Origin of the sequence: Roseateles terrae (assembly GCF_014192155.1) — a bacterium.
Classification (GTDB): Bacteria; Pseudomonadota; Gammaproteobacteria; order Burkholderiales; family Burkholderiaceae_C; genus Roseateles; species Roseateles terrae.
Genome location: NZ_JACHXO010000002.1, coordinates 175001 through 199890 on the forward strand (window position 1 = coordinate 175001; position 24890 = coordinate 199890).

Annotated in this window: 24 protein-coding genes; 6 read left to right on the top strand and 18 right to left on the bottom strand. The window is 67.7% G+C overall.

The window, feature by feature from the left end; all coding sequences use genetic code 11:
• Positions 1-293 precede the first annotated feature (293 nt).
• Entirely contained in the window at positions 294-1181 is an 888-nt protein-coding gene (locus FHS28_RS07200) for a type 2 periplasmic-binding domain-containing protein (RefSeq protein WP_088449946.1), read from the top strand.
• 81 nt (positions 1182-1262) lie between these two features.
• Here the strand turns inward: FHS28_RS07200 and FHS28_RS07205 are convergent, their stop codons facing one another.
• From FHS28_RS07205 to FHS28_RS07255, 11 genes are all read right to left on the bottom strand, one after another.
• Positions 1263-1709 (bottom strand): DNA-binding protein, encoded by a 447-nt coding sequence (locus FHS28_RS07205; protein ID WP_088449947.1) that lies wholly within the window; start codon positions 1707-1709, stop codon positions 1263-1265.
• On the bottom strand, positions 1666-2367 hold the full coding sequence (locus FHS28_RS07210; protein WP_310736754.1) for a MarR family transcriptional regulator: 702 nt from the start codon (positions 2365-2367) through the stop codon (positions 1666-1668). Before FHS28_RS07210 ends, FHS28_RS07205 begins: the two co-directional genes overlap by 44 nt.
• A 73-nt stretch (positions 2368-2440) precedes the next feature.
• Positions 2441-3925 carry a ribonuclease G gene (rng, locus tag FHS28_RS07215; protein ID WP_088449949.1) on the bottom strand — a complete coding sequence of 495 codons (1485 nt, stop codon included), beginning with the start codon at positions 3923-3925 and terminating at the stop codon, positions 2441-2443.
• A gap of 53 nt (positions 3926-3978) precedes the next feature.
• On the bottom strand, positions 3979-4593 hold the full coding sequence (locus FHS28_RS07220; protein ID WP_088449950.1) for a Maf family protein: 615 nt from the start codon (positions 4591-4593) through the stop codon (positions 3979-3981).
• Between the two features lie 19 nt (positions 4594-4612).
• Positions 4613-5083, bottom strand: coding sequence for a 23S rRNA (pseudouridine(1915)-N(3))-methyltransferase RlmH (gene rlmH, locus FHS28_RS07225; protein ID WP_088449951.1), 471 nt, complete (start codon positions 5081-5083; stop codon positions 4613-4615).
• Between the two features lie 4 nt (positions 5084-5087).
• Positions 5088-6056 carry a ribosome silencing factor gene (gene rsfS / locus FHS28_RS07230; RefSeq protein WP_088449952.1) on the bottom strand — a complete coding sequence of 323 codons (969 nt, stop codon included), beginning with the start codon at positions 6054-6056 and terminating at the stop codon, positions 5088-5090.
• Positions 6057-6716, bottom strand: a complete 660-nt coding sequence (nadD, locus tag FHS28_RS07235) for a nicotinate (nicotinamide) nucleotide adenylyltransferase (RefSeq protein WP_310736755.1) — start codon at positions 6714-6716, stop codon at positions 6057-6059. It lies immediately after the preceding gene.
• Positions 6707-7642, bottom strand: coding sequence for an oxygen-dependent coproporphyrinogen oxidase (gene hemF, locus FHS28_RS07240; RefSeq protein ID WP_088449953.1), 936 nt, complete (start codon positions 7640-7642; stop codon positions 6707-6709). Before hemF ends, nadD begins: the two co-directional genes overlap by 10 nt.
• Before the next feature lie 348 nt (positions 7643-7990).
• Positions 7991-8602: a 1-acyl-sn-glycerol-3-phosphate acyltransferase gene (locus tag FHS28_RS07245; RefSeq protein ID WP_088449954.1), complete on the bottom strand. Its 612-nt coding sequence runs from the start codon at positions 8600-8602 to the stop codon at positions 7991-7993.
• Positions 8603-8920: 318 nt separating this feature from the next.
• A complete protein-coding gene (gene purD / locus FHS28_RS07250; protein ID WP_088449955.1) occupies positions 8921-10204 on the bottom strand; it encodes a phosphoribosylamine--glycine ligase in 1284 nt (427 codons plus the stop codon).
• A gap of 24 nt (positions 10205-10228) precedes the next feature.
• Positions 10229-10954 (bottom strand): YebC/PmpR family DNA-binding transcriptional regulator, encoded by a 726-nt coding sequence (locus FHS28_RS07255; RefSeq protein WP_088449956.1) that lies wholly within the window; start codon positions 10952-10954, stop codon positions 10229-10231.
• Positions 10955-11095: 141 nt separating this feature from the next.
• Here FHS28_RS07255 and FHS28_RS07260 point away from each other — a divergent pair, with 141 nt between their 5' ends.
• The 5 genes from FHS28_RS07260 to glnS all read left to right on the top strand — a co-directional run bounded on the left by FHS28_RS07260 (position 11096) and on the right by glnS (position 17867).
• The gene (locus FHS28_RS07260) at positions 11096-12787 is read left to right on the top strand and encodes a helicase HerA-like domain-containing protein (RefSeq protein ID WP_088449957.1); all 1692 of its coding nucleotides are present in this window, start codon (positions 11096-11098) and stop codon (positions 12785-12787) included.
• Between the two features lie 267 nt (positions 12788-13054).
• Positions 13055-13651 carry a DUF6622 family protein gene (locus tag FHS28_RS07265; RefSeq protein WP_088449958.1) on the top strand — a complete coding sequence of 199 codons (597 nt, stop codon included), beginning with the start codon at positions 13055-13057 and terminating at the stop codon, positions 13649-13651.
• A gap of 84 nt (positions 13652-13735) precedes the next feature.
• Positions 13736-14983 carry a sensor histidine kinase gene (locus tag FHS28_RS07270; protein WP_246409716.1) on the top strand — a complete coding sequence of 416 codons (1248 nt, stop codon included), beginning with the start codon at positions 13736-13738 and terminating at the stop codon, positions 14981-14983.
• Positions 14984-15004: 21 nt separating this feature from the next.
• Positions 15005-15913 (top strand): LytR/AlgR family response regulator transcription factor, encoded by a 909-nt coding sequence (locus tag FHS28_RS07275; RefSeq protein ID WP_088449959.1) that lies wholly within the window; start codon positions 15005-15007, stop codon positions 15911-15913.
• Between the two features lie 76 nt (positions 15914-15989).
• Entirely contained in the window at positions 15990-17867 is a 1878-nt protein-coding gene (gene glnS / locus FHS28_RS07280) for a glutamine--tRNA ligase (protein WP_088449960.1), read from the top strand.
• 49 nt (positions 17868-17916) lie between these two features.
• Here glnS and FHS28_RS07285 read toward each other — a convergent pair whose 3' ends face one another.
• The 7 genes from FHS28_RS07285 to FHS28_RS07315 all read right to left on the bottom strand — a co-directional run bounded on the left by FHS28_RS07285 (position 17917) and on the right by FHS28_RS07315 (position 24744).
• A complete protein-coding gene (locus FHS28_RS07285) occupies positions 17917-19086 on the bottom strand; it encodes an Ig-like domain-containing protein (RefSeq protein ID WP_088449961.1) in 1170 nt (389 codons plus the stop codon).
• Complete coding sequence (locus FHS28_RS07290; RefSeq protein ID WP_088449962.1) at positions 19071-19286, bottom strand: hypothetical protein; 216 nt, start codon at positions 19284-19286, stop codon at positions 19071-19073. The genes FHS28_RS07285 and FHS28_RS07290 overlap by 16 nt, the downstream gene beginning before the upstream one ends.
• A gap of 789 nt (positions 19287-20075) precedes the next feature.
• Positions 20076-20321: a DUF3297 family protein gene (locus tag FHS28_RS07295; RefSeq protein ID WP_088449963.1), complete on the bottom strand. Its 246-nt coding sequence runs from the start codon at positions 20319-20321 to the stop codon at positions 20076-20078.
• A gap of 75 nt (positions 20322-20396) precedes the next feature.
• Positions 20397-20636, bottom strand: coding sequence for a hypothetical protein (locus FHS28_RS07300; RefSeq protein ID WP_088449964.1), 240 nt, complete (start codon positions 20634-20636; stop codon positions 20397-20399).
• A 190-nt stretch (positions 20637-20826) separates the two neighbouring features.
• Complete coding sequence (locus FHS28_RS07305; RefSeq protein WP_088449965.1) at positions 20827-21171, bottom strand: translation initiation factor Sui1; 345 nt, start codon at positions 21169-21171, stop codon at positions 20827-20829.
• A gap of 7 nt (positions 21172-21178) precedes the next feature.
• Complete coding sequence (locus tag FHS28_RS07310; RefSeq protein WP_088449966.1) at positions 21179-23635, bottom strand: alpha/beta fold hydrolase; 2457 nt, start codon at positions 23633-23635, stop codon at positions 21179-21181.
• Positions 23632-24744 (bottom strand): tRNA dihydrouridine synthase, encoded by a 1113-nt coding sequence (locus tag FHS28_RS07315; RefSeq protein ID WP_246409719.1) that lies wholly within the window; start codon positions 24742-24744, stop codon positions 23632-23634. Before FHS28_RS07315 ends, FHS28_RS07310 begins: the two co-directional genes overlap by 4 nt.
• Positions 24745-24890: the final 146 nt, after the last annotated feature.

Below are 24890 nucleotides of genomic sequence, written 5' to 3' on the forward strand. Positions count from 1 at the left end.
CGTCGCGTCATCCGCCGGTCTCCAAAGTGGTGTCCCTCATGCCGAAGCTGCCCTGCCGCCTTTTTGCCTGCCATGCCCCCAACCTCTCCCCCTCCCCTTCCGCGTCCGCCGCTGCGGGGCGGCTGCGCGCCGCCGACAACGGCTTAACGGCTGGGGCGCAAGGCAGGACCACAAGGGCGGATGCGCCAGCACCGCTGTCCGCACAGGCGGCGACCACTGGTCATCCGGCAGCCCGGGATCGAAGGGCAAATACCCTGCCTGCACGGGGTCTTCGACCCGCCTGGCTCGGGGGGATGCGGCACTGGAGCGTGGCGCTGCTCGGCCCGCTGATCGCCCCGCTGCTCGCCTTGAGTGCGGCTCACGCCAAAGGCACGACACTGGACGCAGCAGGTGGCGAAGACCCGGCCCCGGTGGTGCTGGTGACCCCGTTCGTGGAAGGCAGTGGTCCGGACCATGTGGCACGGGTGCTGGCGCGGGCCTGGTCCGCGCGCACCGGAGAGTCCGTGACCGTGAAGAACCTGCCCGAGGACCAGGGCCGCACGGCAGCACGGTGGGTGGCGGAGGCCGGCACAGACGGTCGCCTGGTGCTGCTGACCAGCGCGCGGATGCTGGATGCTCACCCGCCAGTGCTGCGTGCGGATCGGCAACGCCGGGGGACTGCCGAGTCTGCGAGTGCTGCACAGTGGGAGGCCTCGCCTCCGGTCTCGCTCGCGCGCTTTCGGCTGCTGGCCCAGGTGGGCGGCCTGCCGTTCATGTCCGTCTTCCCGGCGGATCTGACCCCGAGCCCAATGCAGTCCCGGGCCGCCCAGCTGCTTGGCGGCTCCCGCCCACCGCCGGATCCCCGCATCCTGTCGGCGCTCGCCCGCATGGATGATCTCTCCGCCGACGCCAGTGACCGCATCGAGGCCGGCCGCGCATCCGGCAGCGGCTCAGTCCACCGCGTCACCACCCGGACCCTGCCCCCGCTGATCAGCCACCCGGACCGTTTTCCACGTACCAACTGGAATGGCTTGCTCGTGTCTGCACAAATGCCTGCGGCGCGTGCCGAGGCGATGCAGCACCTCTTCAGCGCCCTGCTCTCGCGCCCGGACGTCCGTTGGGCCGTGGCCGAGGCGGGCAGCGATCTCTGGGAAGCGATTCCGCCGCCGATGCCCGTCGAAACGATGCCGCTGCGGCGTTGAATGTGCCGCCAGGTGCGCACCTGAGGGTGCCCCGCCGACTGCGCCCCCCCCTGCGTTCGAGTGCGCTGCTGAAGACGCGCCTCAGTCAGCGAGCGACCAGTGGGCGCGATGCACCCGCAGCCAGCCCGAAACGTGCGCATACAGACTTTGCGCGCTGAGCAAGCACTCAGCCGCAGTCGCCTCAGGGACCAGATCGCCCGAATAGTCCGCCAGGTTGCGCTGCTTGCGGAGCGCATCCAACACGATCACGTCGGCAGACGGCACACCGACACTGACCGTCAACGACTGGAGGGCAGTCTGATGATGTCCCGGCTTGCTGGTCAAGGTGCGATAACCGTTGGATTGCAGAGCCGCCATCGCGCACTGCAGGATGGCTTTGTACGCAGCGTCAAAACGGTTTTCCGCGCTGAGCTGAGGGAGCTGCGCATCTGCAATGTTGCGCCGGGCGGCGGCCAGCAACTTCCCGATCATCAATGGGTCAGGCTCAATCGTGTCCAGTGTCACGCCCAACAAGTTCTGCAAGGTCATCGGCATTCCCGATCAGGAAGATCTTGGGACGTGACAGCACATCCCGCAGAAAAGGCTCGGCGCGCGCTTTGACCCTGAACTCCTCGGGCGAAAAGACCTTCGGATTCACATCGCGACCCAACTGGGTCTGGGCCGGAAACAGCGCTTCCACCACTTCCCTGAAGCTTGCTTGGCCGACGAGCATCACGTCAACGTCACTTCCTGCTGACTCTTCACCTCGCCCCACCGATCCAAAGATGAAGGCCGACTTCAATCGGTCAGCCAGAGGCATCAAAGCTTCGGCGAGGACCTCCCCCATGCCGGCGGTCTTGCGCAGGATGCTGGCGAGCTCCGTATAGATGGGGCCCTGCACCTGCGCACTGTAGACCTGCTGATTGCCGCGCTTTTCTCGCCTGAGCAGGCCGGCCTCCACCAACTTGTTCAGCTCGCGCGTCACTGTGCCGGACGCAAGCCCCGTCCGGCGCGACACCTCGCGTCCATGCAGCGCGAGTTCTGGCCGCAACAGGAGCAACGCGAGGATTCGGCGGCGGTATTCCGGGAACAGGAGGGAGGCGTCAAAATGCTGCATATTCGGCAGCGATTGTCGCCTTTTTTGCAGCGACTTGTCCGGCCAGGCCCCAGGCCGGCTGACCGCGCGGACACGAGCCCCGATGGCCACCCAAATCTTGGGGGCAGCTGGCTCCGCAGAGGGCCCAGCAGTGGCCCCCGTAGATGGCCCCCTCGGTCGCCGCTCACATCAGCACGATGTCGTAATGCTCGGTCTGATTGGTCGGCTCGGCCGTCAATGAAATCGGCTTGCCAATGAAGTCTGACAGCCCGGCCAGATGCTGGCTCTCTTCATCCAACAGCATCTCCACCACATTCGCCGCCGCCACCACCCGGAATTCTTTCGGGTTGAACTGCCGGGACTCCCGCAGGATCTCCCGCATGATCTCGTAGCAGATGCTTCGGGCCGTCTTCACCTGCCCGCGGGCCTCGCAGGTCGGGCACGGCTCGCACAGCATGCGGGACAGACTCTCGCGGGTGCGCTTGCGGGTCAGTTCCACCAGCCCCAGCTGGGTGAAGCCGCCGACCGTCACCTTGGTGCGGTCGCGACTCAGCTGCTTGCGGAACTCCTGCAGCACCGCCGTCTTGTGCTCCTCGCGGGTCATGTCGATGAAGTCAACGATGATGATCCCGCCCAGGTTGCGCAGCCGCAGTTGCCGTCCAATCGCGCCCGCGGCCTCCAGGTTGGTCTTGAAGATGGTGTCGTCGAAATTCCGCGCACCCACAAAGCCGCCCGTGTTGACGTCAATCGTGGTCATCGCTTCGGTCTGGTCGATGATCAGGTAGCCGCCCGACTTCAGATCCACCCGTCGTGCCAACGCCCGTGCCACCTCGGCGTCGATGTTGTGCAGGTCGAAGATCGGCCGCTCGCCGCGATACAGATCCAGCTTGGCCGTGGCCGCCGGCATGTAGGCCTCGCCGAATCCGCGCAGCACGTCGTATTGCAGCTTGGAATCGATGCGGATGGAATTGGTCCGCTCACTGGCCAGGTCGCGCAGCACCCGTTCCACCAAACTCAGGTCCTGGAACAGCAAGGTGCCCGGCGGCTCGCGCAGGCTCTTCTCGCGAATGGTGCCCCAGGTCTTGCGCAAGTAGGCGATGTCGGCCGCCAGTTCGTCGTCGCTCGCTTCTTCCGCATTGGTCCGCAGGATGAAGCCGCCGGTGTTGCCGTCCTGCACGCCCGCCGAGGCGAGCGTCTGCATGCGGCTGCGCAGCGCATCACGTGCCTCCGGCGAGCCGATCTTCTGCGAGATGCCGATGTGGTTGTCCTGCGGCAGATGCACCAGCAGCCGCCCCGCAATCGAGATCTGGGTGGACAGTCGCGCGCCCTTGGTCCCGATCGGGTCCTTGATCACCTGGACCGTCAGCGCCTGGCCTTCATAGACCTGCCGCTCGATCGGCACCGGATGAGCCCCGTCCCCATGATGGTTGCGGGGCGTCACGCCATTCAGATGCAGGTCGGCCACATGCAGGAAGGCGGCCCGCTCCAGGCCGATATCGATGAACGCGGACTGCATGCCCGGCAGCACCCGCGCCACCTTGCCCAGATACACGTTGCCCACCAGGCCGCGCTCGAGCGTGCGCTCGATGTGCAATTCCTGCACCGCGCCGTTCTCGACCACCGCCACCCGTGTCTCCTGCGGGGACCAGTTGATCAGGATATCTTCCATATTGTTGTGCTCCAGCGCTCCCGTCAGCCTCGGGGCTGACGGCATCGCTTGGGCTACAGCACCCAGCCTGCGACCTTCAGCAAGCGGGCCGTTTCATGCAGCGGCAGCCCCATGATGCCCGAATAACTGCCGCTGATGTGGCTGATCCATGCCGCCGCCTGACTTTGTATCGCATAGCTGCCGGCCTTGCCCATCGGCTCGCCGGAGGCCACATACGCCGCCAGCCGGTCCTCCGGCACCGCCTCGAAGCGGACGGTGGACACGCTCAGTGCCGCGGAGATCTGCTCAGCGCCCTGGGCATCCGTGTGCCCCAGCGCCACGGCCGTCAGCACCCGATGCGTTTGGCCGCTGAGCCGGCGCAGCGTCGCCAGGGCCTCGTCGGCATTCGCCGGCTTGCCCAGGATGTCGGCGCCCAGCGCGACGGTGGTGTCGGCACACAGCACCGCGCCTGCCGGCAGGCCGCGACGGCCCCGCCGCTCCAGCGCTGCCTTCAGCTTGGCCAGGGTCACCCGCTGGACATAGTCGTCCGGCGACTCCCCTGCCCTCACCGCTTCCAGCGCCTCCGCATCTTCGTCCTCGCCAGGCAGCAGCAACTCATGCGCCACGCCGATCTGATCGAGCAACTGGCGACGGCGGGGGCTTTGCGAAGCGAGATAGAGGATGGGCATCAAGACGGAACTCGGCAACTCATTCACGGTGATACGGATGCCCTTCCATCACCGACCAGGCCCGGTACAGGCCTTCGGCGAGCAGCACCCGCACAAAGGCATGCGGCAGGGTCAGGTCGGAGAGGCGGAGCATCTCGTCGGCGGTGGCCTTCAAGCCAGGGTCCAGACCGTCCGGGCCCCCGATGAAGATCGCGACATCCCGCCCGTCGCCGCGCCAGGTCTCCAGGCGCTGCGCGAGCTGCCGGGAGGTGACCCGGTCGCCACGCTCGTCGAGGATCACCCGGCGCGCGCCCTTGGGGCAGGCGCCTTCCAGACGCTGCGCCTCGGCGGCCATCAGTTGCTCGGTGCTCTTGCCGGTGGTCCGGGGCTCGGCCTTGACGGCCTTGAGCTCCAGACGCATCTCGGGCGGGAAGCGCTTGGCGAAGTCCTCGTACGCTTCATCCGCCCAGGCCGGCATCTTCTGGCCGACCGCACACAACACCAGCCGCACGGACTCAGGCCTTGGACTTCGACTTGGTGCCGGTGGTCACCGTGGTCTTGCGGGCGGCGGGCTTCTTCACGGCCGACTTGGTGGCCGGCTTGGCTGCCGATTTGGCTGCGGGGCGGGCCGCTGACTTCGCTGCGGGCTTGGCCGCCGTCTTGGTGGCCACCGCCTTCTTCGCCGCTGGCTTCTTCGTGCCGACCTTGATGGTCTGCGCGATCACTTCCTTCGGCGCAGAACGGCCCGCGGTCTTGCGAGCAGCCGGCTTGGCCGCGCCGGCTTTGGCGGCGACCGTGCTGGTGGCCTTGGTCCCAGTGGTCTTGCTGGTCGTCTTGGTGGCGGTCTTGCTGGCCACCTTGCCGGCCGACTTGGCGGTGGCCTTGCCGGCAGCCGTCTTGCCCGCGGCAGCCTTGCCAGCCGGCTTGGCTGACGACTTGACAGACGACTTGCCTGCCGGCGCCTTGCCGTCCGCCTTGACGGCAGCCGACTTGCTGCCCGCAGCGCGCGTCGGCGCCTTCTTGGCCGGTGCGGCGGCGCTGGTGGCAGCCTTGGCCTTGCGGGCCGGCTTCTTCACCATCACGCCGTCTTCGTCTTCCTCGTCCATCGGCTCGGACGCCTTCACCAGACGGGTGCCGCTGTCGCCCAGCTTCAGCTTGACCGGCTTGCCGCCCCACAGTTCTTCCAGGTGGTAGTACTCGCGGATGGCGGGCTGCATCACATGCACCACGGCAGCGCCGCAGTCCACGATGATCCATTCGCCGTTGTCTTCGCCTTCGGTGCGCATGACCTGCATGCCCCGCTTCTTCACCGTCTCCCGCACGCTGGACGCCAGGGCCTTGGTCTGCCGGTTGCTTGTGCCCGAGGCGATGATCACGCGCTCGAACAGGGGCGACAGTGCTTCGGTGTCGAAGACCAGGATGTCCTGGGCCTTCACATCTTCCAGACCATCGACGATGGCACGTTGCAGTTTCTTGATGTCCATTCAGTGCTCACTGTAGAGACGGTGCAGGCCAATATAACCTGCAACCTTTTCGCCCACCACGGGCCTCACGTCCCCGCCCGAAGCCGCACGACGGCGCACTTCGGTGGATGACCATACCAGCGCCGGCATCTGCAGCCGCACCAGCCGATGGGGCCGGTCCAGCAGCGCCGCCGGCGCCTTCACTTCGTCGGACCCGCGGGCGGCCACGGCCAGCCCCACACGTCCGATCAGGTCTTCCCACCCTCGCCAGGTGGGAAGACCCGCCAATTGATCCTGTCCCAGGATCAGCCAGAGCTGATCACCGGGATGTTGCGCCTGCCAGTCCTTCACCGACTCCAGCGTGTAGCTGGGACCGGCGCGGCGCAGTTCGCTGTCGTCCAGCACGAACCGGGGTTCGTCTTCAATCATCAGCCGGACCATGGCCGCCCGATGCTCCGCGGCCGCCAATGTCCGACCGGCCTGCTGCTTCTGCCACGGCTGGCCAGCCACCACCCAGCGGACTTCGTCCAGCCGCAGCTGCGCCAGTGCCGCTTCGGCCAGGGCTCGATGCGCCAGATGCACCGGGTCGAACGACCCGCCGAACCACCCGACCTGCCGGACCTGGGCACGCCCCGTGGCCGACGACGGCCCGGCGATCGCTGCGGTGCCGTTCAGAACCACAGGTGGGTCGCTTCTTCGTCCGCCCAGTCACGCGGCCGGAGGAAGTCGGTGTAGAGCCGCGCTTCCGGCGTGCCGGGCTCCGGCTGCCAGTCATACCGCCACTGGGCCATCGGCGGCATGGACATCAGGATAGATTCCGTCCGTCCGCCCGACTGGAGCCCGAACAGCGTGCCACGGTCAAAAACCAGATTGAACTCCACATACCGACCACGACGGTAGGCCTGGAAGTCCCGTTCCCGCTCGCCGTACGCGGCGCCATGCCGGCGTTCGACGATCGGCTGGTAGGCCGGCACAAAGGCGTCGCCCACCGACTGCATCATGCCGAAGGCCTCATCGAAGCCGCCCTCGGCGTAGTCGTCGAAGAAGACGCCGCCGATGCCTCGCGGCTCGTTGCGGTGCTTCAGATAGAAGTATTCGTCGCACCAGGCCTTGAAGCGCGGATACAGCTCCGCGCCGTGAGGCTCCAGTGCCGACCGGCAGGTGCGATGGAAATGCTGGGCGTCCCGCTCGAACCCGTAATACGGAGTGAGGTCCATGCCGCCGCCAAACCACACCACCGCCGGCGCTTCCGCCGGCAGGGCCGCGAACATCCGCACATTCATGTGGACGGTCGGCACATACGGATTGTGCGGGTGCAGCACCAGGGACACCCCCATCGCCTCAAACGGCGCCCCGGCCAGCTCCGGCCGGTGGGCCGTGGCAGACGGGGGCAACACCCGGCCCTTCACATGCGAGAAATTCACCCCGCCGCGCTCGAACAACCCGCCATTCTCGATCAAACGCACGCGCCCGTCACCTTCGAGGCGCCCACCGGGCTCCCGCTGCCAGACGTCTTCAATGAAAGACTGTCCGTCCAGCGCCTCCATCGAGGAGACGATGCGCTGCTGCAAGCCCAGCAGGTAGTCGCGCACCAACTGAGTGTTCATCGATTCACCTTTCTTCAGGACGCTTCGCCCTCTCCGCCGCGGTCTGGGCCGGCTCGCGCCGATCTGCAGCGCCCGCCGCCGCCCAGCGCCAATGAGGCACCCATCGGGCACCCATCAACGCCAGCCAGCGTCAACCCTCACCTGATGGCGCCGCCCTGCCCTCATGTCGGCGCGCCATCCCGCAAGGGGGCGATTGTCGGTCCTAAATGGGGTGATGCGTCGCGAGGTGCTCCGGGCGGGTTGGCAAGGTGTGGTGAGAAGCTTGATTTGGGGTGAATCCAGAGGGCCATCTTCAAACGCCGGTGCCGCTGGCGCGGGTGACACGGACTGGGCGGATGGGCCGGGCTTTCAAGCACGCAGCCGGATCGGGCCGGCCTGGTCGGGGTGCTTGCCCTGGCGGCCCTTGAGCACTTCGGCAAACAGGGCGAAGTCGCGTGCGGGGTCTCCGCTGAGCTCGACGAATTCGGTGAACACCACCGTGCGGGTGGCGTAGTCGAAGGCGGTCACCGCCACCGGCACCTTGGCCTGCACGGCCACCCAGTAAGCCCCCGACTTCCAGCTGTCGGTATAGGACCGGGTGCCCTCCGGCGCCACGATCAGCCAAAACTGCTCGCCCCGCTCCCGCGCACGCTCCATCTGCGCCACGGTGTCGCCCACCAGACCATTGGCGGCACGGCGGTTCACCGGAACACCGCCGACGGCGCGCATCCAGCGGCCAAACAGCGGCAGCTTGAAGAGGCTGTCCTTCGCCCAGAACTTCAGTTCGAAGCCCATCGTCCATTTGGACAGCAGGCCAATGGGGAAGTCCCAATTGGAGGTGTGCGGGTAGACCATCACCACGCCCTGCCGCGCCGGCAGCGAGCGGCCGGCCACCTTCCAGCCGAAGAGCCCCAAGATCCACCCCGCCAGACGGCTACCGGGTGGCAGCGGAATCATCGGACCGGTCCAGCGGCGCGGCAAGGCTGCATTCCTGGAGGGTGCCCCGACGGAAGGCTCGCCGACGGAGGGCTCGCCGACGGAGAAATCGCCAGCGGAGTCCTCAACCGCAGAGGCAGCCCCCGCGCCGGCCGAGAACGCCGTGTCCGTCGCCGAAGGGGCGTGCTGGAGACGCTCGAGAGTCAAGATATCGCTCAAAGTTTCTGGAACCGATATGTTCAAAGAGCCGCGCTGCCGAAGCAACGGGCATTGAACAAATCCAGCCCCGAAACCCTGAAAACTACCGCGTAACGCCGGGCGCGTGGCGGGTGCCCGCTCGGCGCTTCACGGCAGAAGGACCGCTCAGCGCTTCACCGCCCGGTGACCAATATCCTGCCGGTACTGCTTGCCTTCGAACTGGATGGACGTCAGCGCCTGATAGGCCCGCTGCTGGGCATGGCGCACCGCCTCGCCCAGCGCGGTCACGCACAGCACTCGCCCGCCGCTGGTCACCAGGCTGCCATCCGGCTGCTGGGCGGTACCGGCGTGGAAGACCATCGCATCTTCGGCATCTTCCGGCAGGCCGGAGATCACGTCGCCCTTGCGAGGCGACAACGGGTAGCCCCCGGCAGCCATGACCACGCCCAGCGCGGCGCGACGGTCCCACTGCAGCTCGGCCTGGTCCAGCGTGCCGTCCGTGGCGTGCATCAGCACCTCGAACAGGTCGCTCTTGAGGCGCATCATGATCGGCTGCGTTTCCGGATCGCCCATGCGGGTGTTGAATTCCACGGTGCGCGGCTGACCGTTGGCATCGATCATCAGACCGGCATACAGGAAGCCGGTGAACGGCATGCCGTCCCGTGCCATGCCCTGAATGGTGGGCGTGATGATTTCGTGCATCACCTTCGCGTGCACGTTGGGCGTGACCACCGGCGCCGGGGAATAGGCCCCCATGCCGCCGGTATTGGGACCCTGGTCGCCGTCCTGCAGGCGTTTGTGGTCCTGGCTGGTCGCCAGCGGCAGCACGTTCTTGCCGTCGCACAGCACGATGAAGCTGGCTTCTTCGCCTTCCAGGAACTGCTCGATCACCACGCGCGCGCCGCCTTCGTTGTGCACCACGCCCAGCTTGTTGTCCGCGAGGATCCAGTCGATCGCCTGATGGGCTTCTTCCAGAGTCATGGCCACGACCACGCCCTTGCCGGCCGCCAGGCCGTCCGCCTTGATGACGATAGGCGCACCCTGCGCGTCAACATAGGCATGCGCCTGGGCCGGATCGGAGAAGGTCTCGTAAGCCGCCGTGGGAATGCCATGGCGCTTCATGAAGTCCTTGGCGAAGGCCTTGGACGACTCCAGTTGCGCCGCCGCCCGGGTGGGGCCGAAGATGCGCAGGCCGCGGGCGCGGAATTCATCCACCACGCCGGCCGCCAGGAAGGCCTCGGGGCCGACCACCGTCAAGGCGATCTTCTGTTCCTGAGCGAAGTCGGCCAGGGCCTTGATATCGGTGATCGGGACATTCTTGAGTCGCGAATCCCGTGCCGTGCCGCCGTTGCCCGGCGCCACGAACACCTGACTGACGCGCTCCCCCTGCGCCAGCCGCCACGCGAGCGCATGTTCGCGCCCGCCATTACCCAGAACCAGGACCTTCATCGATATTCCTTTGCGCCGGGGCGCTTATTGATCCAGGTTGGCGTTGTGGAAGACCTCCTGGACGTCGTCCAGGTCTTCGATCACGTCCAGCAGCTTCTGCATCCGGGCGGCGTCGTCGCCGGCCAGGTCGATGGTGTTTTCGGCGCGCATGGTGACTTCGGCCACCTCGGGCTTGAGGCCGGCGGCCTCCAGCGCGGCGCGGACGGTTTCAAAGTCGCCCGGCGCAGTCAGCACTTCGATGGAGCCGTCGTCGCCGGACACCACGTCTTCCGCGCCGGCTTCCAGCGCCACTTCCATGACCTTGTCCTCGGACGTGCCGGGGGCGAAGATCATCTGGCCGACATGCTTGAACTGGAAGGCCACCGAGCCTTCGGTGCCCAGGTTGCCGCCGTACTTGGAAAAGGCGTGACGCACTTCAGCCACGGTGCGGACGCGGTTGTCGGTCATGCAGTCCACGATGATGGCCGCACCGCCGATGCCGTAGCCCTCATAACGGATTTCTTCGTAGGTCACACCGTCCAGGTTGCCGGTGGCCTTGTCGACGTTGCGCTTGATGTTGTCGGCCGGCATGTTGGCCGCCTTCGCCTTTTCGATCGCCAGGCGCAGGCGCGGGTTCATGGTCACGTCCCCGCCGCCGGCGCGGGCCGAGACGATGATTTCACGCGTGAGACGGGTCCAGACCTTCCCGCGCTTCTCGTCCTGACGGCCCTTGCGGTGCTGGATATTGGCCCATTTCGAATGCCCTGCCATGAGACTGGTTCTCCTGTGTCGCCAGCCCGGGAAAATCGTCGGGCCGACGCTGTTGATGCTTCGTTAGACTGCGATTTTAGCTTTCGGAACCCCGGTCTCCGGCCGCGGGCTGTTGGCGCTTGATGTTTTTGGAGACCTTTCATGGCTGACCCCATCCTGCTGGCCCGGCATGGCGAGATCGAATGCCTGCTCCTGCCGGCGCTGGCCAACCGCCACGGGCTGATCACCGGCGCCACCGGCACCGGCAAGACCATCAGCCTGCAGAAGCTGGCCGAATCGCTCTCTCAGATGGGGGTGCCGGTCTTCATGGCCGACGTCAAGGGCGACCTGACCGGCATCTCCCAGCCCGGCCGCGCCTCGGCCAAGCTGCTGGCCGTGCTGCAGGAACGCGGCATCGACGCGCCGGCGCCCTGCGCCTGCCCCACCACGCTGTGGGACGTCTTCGGGGAGCAGGGCCATCCGGTGCGGACGACCGTCTCCGACATGGGGCCGCTGCTGCTGTCCCGGATGCTGGGCCTGAATGAAACCCAGGCGGGCGTGCTGCAGATGGTCTTCAAGATTGCCGACGACCACGGCCTGGCGCTGCTGGACCTGAAAGACCTGCGGGCCATGCTCCAGCACGTGGGAGAACACGCCAGCGAGTTCACCACCCAGTACGGGAATGTGTCGGCCGCCAGCGTGGGGGCGATTCAGCGCGGACTGTTGCAGATCGAAACGCAGGGCGGCGACAAATTCTTCGGCGAGCCGATGCTGAACATTGCCGACTTCATGCAGACGGTGGACGGCCAGGGCGTGATCAACATCCTGGCCGCCGACAAGCTGATGGCCGCGCCCCGGCTCTACGCCACCTTCCTGCTGTGGATGCTGTCGGAGCTGTTCGAGACGCTGCCCGAGGTGGGAGATCTGGACCAGCCCAAGCTGGTGTTTTTCTTCGATGAGGCGCATTTGCTGTTCAAGGATGCCCCACCCGCCTTGGTGGAGCGGATCGAGCTGGTGGTGCGGCTGGTGCGCTCCAAGGGAGTGGGGGTCTACTTCGTGACCCAGAACCCGCTGGACATCCCCGATGCGGTGCTGGGCCAGCTGGGCAATCGGGTGCAGCATGCGCTGCGCGCCTTCACCCCGCGGGACCAAAAGGCGGTGAAGGCCGCTGCCGAGACCATGCGGCCCAAGCCGGGGCTGGACATCGCCATGGCCATCACCGAACTGGGCGTGGGCGAGGCGCTGGTGAGCCTGCTGGACGACAAGGGGCGGCCCTGCATCACCGAGCGGGTGTTCGTTCTGCCGCCGGGCAGCCAGATTGGCCCGATCACACCGGCCCAGCGCAAGACGCTGATGGAGCAGTCGCTGGTGGCGGGGGTCTATGAGCAGCAGGTGGACCGGGAATCGGCGTATGAAAAACTGACCGGACGGGCGGCGGCCAGTGCGCAGTCGGCGGAGCGGGATGCTCAGGCCGGCGCGCCGTCGGGCCCGCGGGACGCCGCCACCGGTCGCCCGACCGGCTCGCGGACGATGGCGGACGAGGCCGGTGACGTGTTCCAGCGCGGCGCCGCCGACAGCGGTGCGGGTGACCTTGGCGGCGCACAGGGTGGCGCACAAGGCGGCGCACGCGGCGGCACACGCGCCGGTGAGTCTGAAGGCGAAGGCGGCATGCTGGACGGGCTCAAGGATGTGCTGTTCGGCAGCACGGGGCCGCGGGGCGGTCGCCGGGAGGGTTTGGCCGAGGCGGCTGCCAAGTCGGCGCTGCGCTCCATCGGGTCGTCGGTCGGCCGGGAACTGGTGCGCGGGGTGCTGGGCAGCCTGCTGGGTGGCAAGTCCGGGCGCTCGCGGCGCTGATGCCGGCTGACGCCTGGACGTGGTCCCCCGCTGAGCGCGTGCGGCGGTCGTTCGAGGGCCAGCACCTCGCGACGCACACCGGCGGGTCTCCACCGGCATGGATGGCGGGCGACTCGCGCTTCCCGGGCGCCGCTCGCGCCGCTGGCCAGCCACTGGCGGCGTCCTTCTGCGGCTCGTCGCACCGGCGTGGCTGCCGCCGCTCGGGACCTTCACAGTTCGGTCATCGCATCCACCGAGATGCCTCAACCCGGACTGTTGGAGACCCTCATGCACACCTCGCCCCTCGACGCCCTGACCCAGATCGCCACCCACGTCCCCGTCTGGGTGTGGATTCTGCTGGTGGCGCTGATCGCCCTCGGCCTGAAGCAGCGCCAGACCCAGTTCGTCAGCCGCAAGCGCCTGCTGGTGCTGCCCGCCGTCTGGCTGGTGTTCGGTGCCTGGGGAGTGCAAAAAGGCTTCGGACAGGCCGGCACCGCCGGCGTGGCGATGGTCGCCTGGGCGGCTGGCCTGCTGACCAGCACTGGGGCCCTCGTTGCCAGCGGCTGGCCGGCCAGCACCGACTCCCGCACGGGGCAGCCCCAGGCACCCGGCGCCATCGATGCCACTGGCGCGCAACGGGCGTCGGGGCTGTATCGCGTGCCGGGCAGCTGGCTGCCGATGGTGGTGATGTTGGCCATCTTCTGCGCACGCTTTGCGGTGGGCATGGCCTTGGGCGTTCGTCCCAGCCTGGCCCAGGACGCGACCTTTGCCGGCATCGCCAGCCTGAGCTTTGGCCTGCTGAGCGGCTTCTTCGTGGGCCGCAGCCTCAACATCCTGCGCCGCGGTGGATGGGAGCGGCCTGTCCAGGCCGCGATGGCGGCATGACACGATGGCGTCCGCGACCGCCGGTACAACGCCGCCACCGGCGACCGCCCGCCTCGCGCCCTCTATCCCATTGACTGGCTTCACATGTCCCCTACCCCGCATGAAGGCCCCGGCCTGAGCGCCCGGCAGCAGCCGCCGCAGCCGCAGCTGCAGCTGCAGCTGCAGTTGCATCCCCAGCCCCGGAAGGGTGGACTGCAGGACTGGGCCCGCCTCCTGCTGCGGCAGCTGATCCTGCTGACGATCGTCTCCGTCGGGCTGACGCTGCTGCTGGTGGGCACGCTCAACAACCAGTGGAAGCCAACGCTGATCTACAGCTTCTGCATCAGCCTGGGCTGCGGCGGTTTCATCCATGTCTTTCGCGTGTCGGCGGCCCGTGGACGTATCCGGCTGTATGACCGGCTGGGCTGGTCGCACGATTTCAACGACAACTGGCCCGGATGGCCGCTGATGCTGCTGTGCCTGTTGTTCGGCACCGCGCTGGGCTATACCGGCGGCGCCTGGTTGGGGAACCTCTTCACCGGGCTGCATTTCAAGAGCCCGCTGGACGCCCCCTGGCAGGCGATGTTGGGCGCCCTGGGCTTTTCCATGCTGCCCGGCATTGCGCTGACCTTCATCTTTCTCTCGAGAGGCAAGGCCGCGGCAGCCGAAGCCCGGGCCGAGACCTTGCGCCGCCAGGCGGCCGAGACCCAGTTGCGGTTGCTGGAAAGCCAGCTGGAGCCGCACATGCTGTTCAACACCCTGGCGAATCTGCGGGTGCTGATCGGCATGGACGCTGCCCGGGCGCAGGCCATGCTGGACCATCTGATCGCCTTCCTGCGGGCCACTCTGGCGGCCTCGCAGGCCGACCGTCATGCCCTGCGCGATGAATTCGCCCGGCTGGCCGACTACCTGGCGCTGATGCAGGTGCGCATGGGACAGCGGCTGAGCTTCGAGTTCGATCTGCCGGCGCAGGCCGCTGACCTGCGGGTCCCGCCACTGCTGCTGCAGCCGCTGGTGGAGAACGCCATCAAACATGGGCTGGAGCCGCATGTAGGAGGCGGACGCCTGACCGTGACGGCGCGACTGGTGGGGGGATCGCCCGTCCGGCTGCAGCTGGACGTCGCCGACGACGGGGCCGGTTATTCGCCACCCGCCACGCCGGTGCCGGGCTCGGGCTTTGGCACCCGTCAGATCCGCGAGCGGCTGCGGGTGGTGTACGGGCCTGACGCGTCGCTTCAGATCCAGGCCCGTCCGGAAGGCGGGACACTCGCGCGGATCGAGATTCCGTTTCCGCTGCCGGGCCCAGGGTCCGACGCAGTGCCGCCCCCGGCATCCGCCGGGACCACCCCCTGACCCCCACGCTCCGAGACACGCATGCCCACCGCATTGATCGCAGAAGACGAAGAACTGCTGGCACAACATCTCCGCCAGGAACTGGCAGGCCTGTGGCCGGATCTGGAAGTGGTTGCGATGGCCGCCCACGGGCAGGCCGCCGTGGATCTGGCCCTGCAGCATCTGCCGCAGGTCTGCTTCTTCGATATCCGCATGCCCGGCATGACCGGACTGGAAGCCGCAGCGATGCTGGCGGACGAATGGCCGGACGGGCCGGGCGCCCCGCCCTTTCCGCTGCTGGTCTTCGTGACCGCTTATGACCAGTACGCATTGCAGGCGTTTGACCGCGCCGCCGTGGACTATGTGCTCAAACCCGTCCAGCGGGAACGGCTGGCGCAGACGGTGATGCGTCTGCGGGCGGGACTGGCCGCCCGCGCGGCGGGTGGCGCATCGTCCAGCCTGCCGAGCAGCGTGTCGGGCCCGCCCGCCGTTGCGGCAAGCCCCATGTCCCTTGAAGCCACGCTCGACCAGCTGCGCAGCCTGCTCCTGGCCGGGGGACCACTGCGGGACTTCGCGCCACAGGCCCCCCAGGCCACCCACACCGCCCAGGCCGACGTTGCCGCGCCCCGGCTGCGCCACCTCCAGGTCGGCGTGGGACAGGGCATCGTGCTGCTGCCGGTGGAGCAGATCGAATTCCTCGAAGCCGCCGACAAATACGTCCGTGTGCTGACGGCCGACCAGGAATACCTCGTTCGCATCTCCCTGCGGGAGCTGCTGCCACAGCTGGACCCCGACCGCTTCTGGCAGGTGCACCGGGGCCACGTGGTGCAGGTGGACGCCATCGAGCGGGCGCTGCGGGACGACACCGGCCGCCTGACCTTGAAGTTGCGCCATCGCCCGGAACGCCTGGCCGTCAGCCGGATGTTCGCGCACCGATTCAAGGCGATGTAAGCGCGGCCTGGCCTGCGCCCGTTCCGGAGACGCCCGGCGCGTAGAATCGTCTGCCTCTTTCGCCAGTGATTCATTCATGTCCGCCAGCACCGACAAGACCCCGAGCGCCGCGCCTGAGCACGACGGCGATGCTGTCAAGCCCAGCAATTTCCTGCGCGCCATCATCGAACGCGACCTGGAACAGGGCTTCCAGCCGGCGCGTCACTTCGCAGGCAGCCCCGGCGATGCGGCCCACCATGCCGCCGGCCCGCTGGACCCGGCTCGCATCCGCACCCGCTTTCCGCCCGAGCCCAACGGCTACCTGCACATCGGCCATGCCAAGAGCATCTGCCTGAACTTCGGGCTGGCGCGCGACTACGGCGGCGTCTGCCACCTGCGTTTCGACGACACCAATCCGGAGAAGGAAGAGCAGGAATATGTGGACGCCATCAAGGAGATGGTGGCGTGGCTGGGCTGGTCGTGGGAGACGCCAGCTGGCGCCGCGTCGGGTGGTGCCGCGTCGGGTGATGCCGCTTCGGCCGGCACGGACGCCGCAGGCACCAGCCACCTGTTCTACGCCAGCAATTACTTCGACTTCATGTACCGGGCGGCGGAATACCTGGTGAGCCAGGATCTGGCCTACGTGGACGAGCAGACGCCCGAAGAGATGCGCGTCAACCGCGGCGACTTCCGCACGCCGGGCACCAACAGCCCCTTCCGCAGCCGCAGCCCGCAAGAGAACCTGGCCCGTCTGCGAGAAATGCGGGACGGTCAGCATCCGGACGGCTCGATGGTGCTGCGCGCCAAGATCGACATGGCGTCGCCCAACATCAACATGCGGGACCCCACCCTCTACCGCGTGCGCCGGGCCACCCACCACAACACCGGCGACCAGTGGTGCATCTACCCGATGTACACCTTCGCGCATCCGATTGAGGACGCGCTGGAGTGCATCACCCACAGCTTCTGCACGCTGGAATTCGAAGATCAGCGTCCGTTCTACGACTGGCTGGTGGAACATCTGGCGGCTGGCGGCCTGCTGGCCCGTCCGCTGCCGCATCAGTACGAGTTCGGCCGTCTCAACCTGAGCTACGTGGTCACCTCCAAGCGCAAGCTGCGCCAACTGGTGGAAGAAGGTCATGTGCAGGGTTGGGACGATCCCCGCATGCCGACCCTGGTGGGCATGCGCCGCCGCGGCTACACCCCGGAATCCATCCGGGCGATGGTGGAGAGCACCGGCGCCTCCAAGACCAACAGCTGGATCGACTATTCGGTGCTGGACGGCTACCTGCGCGCCGACCTGGAAGGCAAGGCCGCCCGGGCCATGGCCGTGGTGGACCCGGTCAAGCTCAAGCTGGAGAACTATGCGGAGGTGTTCGGTTCGCTGGATCACCGCGAAGCCTGCAGCGCCCCGGCCCATCCGCACCTGCCGGAGCTGGGCCAGCGCGCCTTCAGCCTGGGTCCGGAACTGTGGATCGAGCGCGAGGACTTCATGGAGACCCCGCCCAAGGGCTACCACCGCCTCTACCCCGGCAACAAGACTCGCCTGAAGTACGGCTATGTCATCGAGTGCACCGGCTGCGAGAAGAACGCGCAGGGTGACATCACCGCCGTGCTGGCGCGTCTGGTGCCGGACACCAAGAGCGGCACGCCGGGCGCGGATGCGGTGAAGGTCAAGGGCGTCATCACCTGGGTGGGCGTGCATGACGGCATCGCTGCCGAGCTGCGCCTCTATGACCGCCTCTTCACGGAAGCGCAACCGGACGCTGGCGACCGCAACTTCCTGGACGTCATCAATCCGCACTCCAAGCGGGTGGTGCAAGGCTTTGTGGAGCCTTCGCTGGCCGGCGCACAGCCGGATCAGAAATTCCAGTTCGAACGTCATGGCTACTTTGTGGCGGACCGCAAGGACCATCAGACCGGTGCTCCGGTGTTCAACAAGATCACCGGCCTGAAGGACAGCTTCGGCAAGTGACGGGACACGGTGATCCCAAAGGGGCGCAGACATGCGCCCTTTTTTTTCGTCAGATCACCGGTGGCGCGGGCGGTGTCAGGTCGACCAGCGACAAGCTCGGGAGACCCGGCGCCTGGGTGTCCAGCACAAACTCCAGACGGGCCTTGCTGCTGGCGTTCCCGGCCGCGTCCAAGGCAATCAACTCCACGACGTGGTGGCCGTCCGACCAGCCGTCCGGCACCAGCTCGTCACCCCAGTTGCTCAGACCGTAGGGGACGCCGTCCAGGCTGTAGGTCCATCGTGCATCTGCTTCGAGACCCTCGATCCGCACCGTGCCATCGCTGGTGATCCGGTCGGTGCTCGACACGCCGGTGTCATTCATCAAGCTGAGCGTGGGGGCGGCTGGGGCTTCCCGGTCCAGTTCAAAGGTGAAGCTGCTGAGCGCAGTGCCCACATTGCCCGCCGCATCGATCTGACGGGCCAGCACGGTCCACGTGCCATCGCGCGTGAAGGCGGCGCTGTCACTGAACAACCCATTCGGGTCGGTGCCCACCGAATGCCAGGTCTGCCCCCCATCGAGGCTCACCGACCACTGGGCGCCCGGCTCCAGCCCCGCAAAGCGCAAAGTGGGAATGGAGGTGATGCCGTCACCACGCACGCCGGTGTCCTGGTTCAGTGCAACGGTGGGCGCGGTGGTGGGCGCGGTGGTGTCCCGCTGGATCTGCAGGGTGGTCGCCGCGCTCTCGTTGCCCGTGGCATCCCGCACGATCACCTGAATGACATGGTCTCCGTCCGTCCCGAATGCGGCGTCGGGCACCTCCTCACCCTCTCCCGGCACCCAGCCCTGGCCATCCACCTGATAGAACCAGACATCGCCCGGCTGCAGTCCCTGGATGACCAGGGTGGCGTCACTGGTGAGGGTGTCGCTGCTGTCGCCCGTGTTGTTCTTGAGTTGCACGGTGGGCGCGTCCGGCGGCAGGTCGTCCAGCCAGAAGCTGAGCGATGCCGTCGCGCTGGCGTTGCCCGCCAGATCCGTCTGATAGACCTCGACCTGATGCGCACCCTGCCCGGTGAAGAAGGAGGCAGGGATCTGCGCGCCCTGCCCCTGCACCCAGCTCTGGCCGTCCACCCGATAGAACCAGATGGCGTCGGTTTCGAGGTTGCCAATCTGGATGACGGGATCGTTGGTGCTGGGCAGGCCGGAGACGACCCCGGTCCGATTCATCAGACCCAGGGACATGGCGCCTGAAGGGTCGCTCCCTGGAAGGGACGGCGGATCTGCGGGCGGTTGAGCGGGCGGTTCTGCGGGTGGTTGGCCTGGCGCTGCGCCCACCCCGCCCACGCCACCCCCAGCCGCACCGCCGCCGCCGCCACCGGACGCCCCAGCGGCCGCGGCGGCCAGCAGTCCTCCGCCCGCGATCCACCAGCCGGCAGCGCCATCGGAATTGCCCCTGACGTATGAACTGCGAGGTGAAGCCCCCATGGCGACGGCACCCGCGCCGTCATTGGCCTGAGGTTCGTTGTGGGCAACGCTGCTGCTTCCCAGAAGCGGCAGAAGCGGAGTACGGTCGTTCCGCTCCCCGTCAGCGCGGGCAGGCTCCGCGAGACGATCAGCCTCCACAAGGATGGCCTCCGCAGGAGCGGCCTCCGCAGCATCGGCACCGTGGTCATCATGTGGCTCCGGCTCCGCGTCCGCTTCGTTGTTGTGGCTCAGCGGATCGTCACGGCCTTCTCGCCGGAAGCGTCGCGGAGACGTGGTGGCGGATGGGCCGGCCGCAAGAGGACTACTGCCGGGAGGCGAGTGGCTGAGGGGAGCGCCGCTGAGGGAAGCGCCGCTGAAGGGAGCGCCAACGAGCGGCGTGGCCAGAGACGGACCGGTGAGCTGCGTCGCGGCAGGGCGTGCCGTCGTCAGCGTGGAAGGCGCTGCGCCCGCAGAAGCGCGAGAGAGGTCATTTTGAAGACTCATGGCGAATGTCAGACATCCAAATGAAGGGATGTCCAGTATTCGCCGCATGGCCCCCGGGCCGCAGCGGCCTGCGTGGGTAGGAAATCGGCCAGCGACCGCGGAAACCGGTGACGGGACCGACTTGGTGAAGGCGAAGCCCTCGCCGCACTGTTCGGCGGCCCACATCGCCAGATCCGATCAGAGACCGGCCATGGCAACCCTTCGCCGCCCGACCGGATCACCGAACATCCTCGCGTCTGCGGCGAGGTCCGGTGCGGTCCAGCTTACTTGTAGTAAGCCTCGACCTTGCCCCTGAGCTTGATCATCAGGGGCTGACCCTTGCGGTCCAGCGTGCGGCCAGCGGGGACCTTGATCCAGCCTTCGCTGATGCAGTATTCCTCGACATCCATGCGATCCTTGCCGTTGAAGCGGATGCCGATCTCGTGCTCAAAGATGGCGGCCACATGGTGCGGGCTGCGCGGGTCCACGGACAGATGGTCGGGCAGTTCGGGGCGAGCGGTCTCGGTCATGAAAAGGTCAACAAGAAGAACACAGGACCTGCATTGTCCTGCAGTTCAGACCGGCCCCGCTGGCCTGCCTTCAGGTCAGCCGTAGCAACGCTGCACCACCGGCGTGGCGTACTCGTGGCCGACCACCGCGCGGGCGAAGAGATAGTTGTCGCGGGCCTGCTCGCTGAGCTGGTCCAGGGCCACCTGGCCGCCGGCATCACAGGGAAAACTCAGCCCCCGGCCACTGTGGAACAGGGACTCGAAGCGCAGCAGATACGGCGCCTGGGACGGGGCGGTCGGACGGCTGTCGCGGCGGGTGTCAACGGACGGATTCATCACGCATCTCCAACGCCTGGGGAGGCAGGCATGGCCCAACCTTAGGGCGCCGGCCAGCGCCATGTGCGTGCAAACGTCGCAGTTCTTACAGCTGTTGCAGACCCACCCTCAAACATGGGGGCGGGAATGCGAGAGGTGTCACAGTCCGTCGGCACTGCGGTCGCTGCAACCCCTGCTTTGTCCGCCTGTTTCAGCCGCCTGCGCGTTTCGGGGAATACCCCGCCTTCTGCAGCCACTGCATCACCTTGTCCAGGTGGTCGCCCTGAATCTCGACCGTACCGTCCTTCACCGTGCCGCCACTGCCGCAGGCCGCCTTGAGCTGCTTCGCGACACCGGTGAGTTCATCCAGGGTCAGGGGCAGGCCCAGGATGACGGTCACGCCCTTGCCTTTGCGGCCGGCGGTCTCGCGCCGCACGCGCACCTGACCGTTGCCCAGAACGGCCGATTGCGCCTGCGCCTTGCAGCGACAGTCCGCCTGGGCCTGACGGCAGACCGGGCAGGTGCGGCCGCCGTCGGTGGAATAAACCAGTGCCATGCTGACCTCAACGTGCGGAGGGTGCCTGCAGCGTGCGGGCAAAGAAGGCATCGACCGTGCGGTACAGATGCAAGCGCGCGCCACGTCCGGCAATGCCATGCGCCTTGCCCGGATACACCATCATCTCGAAGGGCACCGACTGCTTCTGAAAGGCCTCGCTCAGCCGCAGCGTGTGCTCAAACAGCACGTTGTCATCAGCCGTGCCGTGAATGACCATCAGCGGATGCTGCAGCAGCGCGGCGCGGTCCACCAGGTTCGAGCGGCTGTAGGTCGCCGCTGGCTGGCCGGACGCATCGGTGGGCAGGCCCAGATAGCGCTCGGTGTAGGCGGTGTCGTAGAGGGTCCAGTCGGTCGGTGGCGCACCGCCCACCGCGGCGGCGAACGGCGTCTGCTCGTCCAGCATGCTGCGAACGGCCAGGAAGCCGCCATACGACCACCCAAAGAAGCCCATGCGTCGCGCATCGATGCCGGCACGCTTCTGAGGCAACTGACGCACCGCGGCGAAGAGGTCGGCCACCTCAGTCACGCCGAAGGACTGGAAGTGGGCGCGGGTGAAGGCACGGTCGCGGTGAGCCATGCCGCGGGTGTCCAGCGTGAAGACGCCGTAGCCGCGACGCTGCCAGTAGGCGATGAGCGCGGTGTCACGATGCCAGCTCCAGCCCACGGTGCTCACGCCCGGGCCGCCGTAGGCCAGGGTGATGACCGGATGCAGGCCGGGACGGCCATCGAGCGGGGCGAAATAGAAGGCGTTGAGCGGAGTGCGACCGTCGGCGGCGGTCACCTCGATCACCTCCGGCGTCGGCACCACCTTGGCCAGCAGTGCGTCCGGCGCATCGCCCGGCAGCGCCACCGGAGCGGCGCCGCTGTCCAGATCCTGCAGGAAGAGGCGCGGCGGCTCGCCCCAGGCCGAGCGGGTCACCAGCAGGCGGGAGCAATCCCCATCCGAGCGGGCATCGCGCCATTGGCGCTCCCGCTGACCGGCGAGGGGTCGCGCGCGGCCGGCCAGGTCCACGGCAAACAGCTCGCGGGAACGACCGCGGTCGCGGGCGGCGGCGTAGACCACGCGATCGCCACTGCTGCAGACGCGGTAGGCGACCGGTTCAGACTCGGTCGTCAGCGCAGTGCGACGTCCGGTGACGCGGTCGATCACCACCAGTTGCCGACGGCCCGACGCCTCGGTGGACCACAGCAACGCCGGCTGACCGGACAGGCGGCGGGCTGGCAGTTCCGTCAAATCGTCCTGGACTTCGACCCAGGCGTCATCGCGCTCTTCGGTGATGACGCGGCCGACCAGGGCGGTTGCGGTTGCGGTTGCGGCCGCGTTTGCGGAGGCGGTTGCCGTTGCGCTTGCAGCATCGGTAGCGCCGGGTTTGAATTCGGTCAGCACCAGTCGGCGTTGGTCGCGGGTCATCCACTGCAACCACGGGGTGCCGTCGCTGAACCAGCCAGCGCGCGGCAAATATTCCGCTTCGGCCGGCAGGGGTAGCGACACGGCGTTCGCAGCGCCCTGCCCCGACAGGTCCAGCACCCAGGCCGTCACCTGCGCATTCGGACTGCCGGCGCTCGGGTAACGCTGCTGCGTCATGGTGGTGCGGTCGGCAAAGATCTGCGCGCGCGTTTTCACCGGCACGCGCGACTCATCCACCCGGAAGGCCAGCAGCCGCCGACCGTCCGGCGACCACCAATAGCCGCGCTGCCGACCCAGTTCCTCGGCAGCGATGAATTCGGCCAGGCCCCAGAAGCGGGTGTCGGTGGCGTCCGTGGTGAGGGCGCGAGGAGCGGTGAGCGTCTGCGCAGACTGCGGGGCCTGCGCGGACTGCGGAGACTGGGGAGACTGGGGGGCCTGCGCAGTTGGCGAGGACTGCAGCGACTGCAGCCAGAGGTTGCCGCCCTTGACGTAAGCGAGCTGCGTGCCATCGGGCGAGCAGCTAGGGTCCTGCTCCGGCACATCGGGATCGTTGGTCAGCCGCTGCGCCACCGGACCTTGATCGGTCAGCCGCACCAGATAGAGATCGCCGGACAATGGGAACAGCAAGGTGCGTCCGTCGGGACCGCACCATTGGTAGCCGGTGATGCCGCCCTGGCTGATGCGTTTGCGTTCCAGCGCCATGCGTTCGGCTTCGGTCAGCTGCTGGCGTCGGCCGCCCAGCACCTCGGCGGCGGACACCAGCTTGCGAGGCTCGCCGCCGGCCGTCGGCTGGGCCCAGAGTTCAAGTTGCTCGCTGTCGGTGGCCGAAGGACGCAGGTAGCTGACCCAGGTGCCGTCCGGCGAGAGTTCTGCCTGACGGGTGGTGCGGCCTTGCAGCGGCGGGTCGCTGTAGACGCGCTCCAGCGTCAGCGGGGTGACGGCGGTGCGAGGCGATGCCATGGCCGGCAGCAGCGCGCTCAGGGTGGACAGCAGCAATGAAGCCGTCAGCGGCTTCAGCCAGGCCTGCGGGCGGGCAACAGAAGTGGGCAGAGTCATGCGGTCAGCGTCAGGGCCTCGTCGGGCACGTCGTCGGAATCGGTGGAGAAGTCGTCGGCATCAGCTGCGTCGGGCTGGAGGTGGGCGTGAGCGTGCGGCGGAGCCCCTGTCGAGACCGCTGCTTGCGCCTTGATCAGCGCCAAACGGGCGGACAGTTCATCCGCCACCGCGTCGCCAAACAGCTGGCGTGACAGATCGTCCGCCCCATTGATCACCCGCACCCGCAGATAGGCCTCCTCCGCTTCCGGATAGTGCCGGCGCAGATAGTGCAGCCACTGCTTGAGCCGTCCGGCCTGATGGCGGGCGGCGACCTTGGCACGGACCTGGAAGAAGAAGTCGGCCATCAGCACCAGCAGCTCCGACCATGGCAAGGCCGGCGCGGACGATCCGGTGAGCTCGGCACGCAGGGCCAGGGCCAGCCCGGGCTGGGCCACCATGCCGCGCCCCAGCATCAGCCGGTCGCAGCCGGACTCGGCCAGGCAGCGACGGGCATCGGCCACGGTCCAGACTTCGCCGTTGGCGACCACAGGCAGACGCACGGCTTCACGCACGATGGCGATCTGGTCCCAATACGCGGGGGGCTTGTACCCATCCCGTTTGGTGCGGGCGTGGATGACCAGCTCGGAGGCGCCGGCACGCTCGACGGCGCTGGCGCATTCCAGCATCAGGGAGCGGTCCTCATTGCCAAGGCGCATCTTGGCGGACACGGGGATGTCGGCCGGCACCGCTCGACGGACGGCGGACACGATGTCGTGCACCAGGGCGGGCTCATCCAGCAGCACGGCGCCGCCGCGATGACGATTGACCGTCTTGGCGGGGCAGCCGAAATTCAGGTCGATGCCGGCGGGATTCAGTTCGGCGAGACGGGCGGCGTTGTCGGCGAGGCAGGCCGGGTCAGAGCCGAGCAACTGCGGCCGCACGGGTACGCCGGCGCGGGTGCGGCTGCCGGTGCGCAGTTCCGGGACGATGCGGGTGAAGACGCGGCGCGGCAGCAGCTGGTCGGTGATGCGGATGAATTCCGACACGCAGCGATCGACGCCCCCCACGCGGGTGAGTGTGTCGCGCAGCATGTGGTCCAGCAGGCCCTCCATGGGGGCGAGCAGGATCATGGGAACGGGGCTGGCCGCGGCGGGGGCGACTGGGGCGGCAGCGATGTCGGACTCAGGCGTCATCAGGACACTACGGGCTCGGGAGGGCGCCAGCGTGGCGCAGCAGGGCCGGCGCGGCGGAAAGTCCGAGAGCATAGCGGATCGTC